Below are 1,725 nucleotides of genomic sequence, written 5' to 3' on the forward strand. Positions count from 1 at the left end.
TATTGAACCGCCGTATACCGAACGGTACGTACGGTGGTGTGAGAGGTCGGAGCCTAACGGCTCCTCCTACTCGATTGCTTAAATGTACTAACATGTCTGGTATGACTTAGTTTTTCATAAAAAAGTTGCCGATCTTTGGAGAAGAAATTAATACAAACGTGTATGAAAAACAGAAATCCTGCAACGAAACCGACACCAATTACAGTCAAAAATAGTGCTGGGGGGAGATCGATGAAAAATGGATTTAGCGGAAAAATAATGATAGCAAGCGTTACATAGTAGAGCAAGCCGTTTCGAATCATTAGTTGCCGGAGTTTTAAACGTTCTGAGTTCGTCGATTTTATCCGAATTTGTACGAGCATTTTTCCGAATGTGCGTCCTTTTGTGAATTTTGGTAGGAGCATGAAGTATAAGAAAACAATCAGAACGAGCCACCAGAGTTGTATGAACCTTGCACCACCATTTGTTTCTAGATTGCTAAATGGAAGAACTTGCAATGTACCTAGTATGGTTGTGAGCACGTCGAGTAATAGCCAATCGATAACAAAAGCAAGTAGCCGCCGCAAGTAGCTGACTTGTTTTCCTTGGATATAGGTCATTTCATCCATTTTTGTACGTGATGGTAGGAGGCTAGTGAATAGCGGTGCGATAGCGAATCCAATCATACCACCGAGTGTGTTTAGCATTAAATCGTCCACATCAAATAGTCGGTATGCATGTGGGTAAATCCCATAAATACCAGTTAGTTGTGTAATTTCAAAAAACAGGGATAGCAGGAAGGAGAACAATGTTGTTTTCCAAAATGAGCAACGAAAATAATAACGCAAGTAAACACCGAATGGTATGACTAAGAGAATATTGAAAACAGGTTGCAACACAACGGCTTGTGTTAGCGCGGTTAAATATGTACTTGGATCATTCCAAACCAGTACGGTATGTGTTAAGAAATCCTGAATGAACTTGAATGGTGTTAATTGTACTGCGGAGCCCGTCATTTTGGCGACATCATCGGGGTCTGGCAGTGGCAATAAAATCAGTAAAAAAGCGCATAACAAATAAAAGATAAAGGTGTATAGAACAACATTACGCAAGAAATTTAAGCCACCGAATTTGCGATATTGGTAGATGACGAATGGTAGTGTTAAAATAAAAGCGATGACGGGAAATAGTAGCACCGCCACTTCGATTGGAAATAAATAAGCATGCATTAATAAAAACCTCCTTCTGTATCAGATTACACTAAAAACACAAAAAAAACGAGTCAAAACTTAGCTATATTAATGAAAAAGCGTTTGGGAGGCACTTTTTCATTAACGATTGCTAGATTTTGACTCATCTTTTCGATTGGATAGTTATTAATATTTAGGCGATGGCACTCGGAACAGAGCCATTAGGCCTGCAAGAATGATTAGAATTCCAGAAATAATCCAAATCTGACCAACTACAAAGAACATAATAATGCCAATAAGTGTTAGTACAACACCCCAACCACGTGGACTTTTTTTGATGAGGAGTGTTGAAACTAGCGCTAGGGCAGATGCAATAACGGTTATCCAACCGAGTGTTGCAATGCTATCCCCAAGCGCACCATCGAGATACGTGAAAGTTTGAATGTAGTCCGTGATGTCATTACCGTAGGCGATAATCCAAGGGTTTGTCAAGAAAAGTGTGTAATTAAGAAATAGAAATGTAATGTGACACACGGTCCTTGAGAGAATCCAAAAC

General features: G+C 39.5%; 2 protein-coding genes. Both read right to left on the reverse strand.

What is annotated here, in order from left to right:
- Positions 1-53: 53 nt before the first annotated feature.
- Positions 54-1,208, reverse strand: a complete 1,155-nt coding sequence (locus R8925_RS15745; RefSeq protein ID WP_430536733.1) for a VanZ family protein — start codon at positions 1,206-1,208, stop codon at positions 54-56.
- Between the two features lie 147 nt (positions 1,209-1,355).
- Positions 1,356-1,703 carry a hypothetical protein gene (locus R8925_RS15750; protein ID WP_430536734.1) on the reverse strand — a complete coding sequence of 116 codons (348 nt, stop codon included), beginning with the start codon at positions 1,701-1,703 and terminating at the stop codon, positions 1,356-1,358.
- Positions 1,704-1,725: the final 22 nt, after the last annotated feature.

Origin of the sequence: Listeria rocourtiae subsp. hofi, assembly GCF_963575615.1 — a bacterium.
GTDB lineage: Bacteria > Bacillota > Bacilli > Lactobacillales > Listeriaceae > Listeria_A > Listeria_A hofi.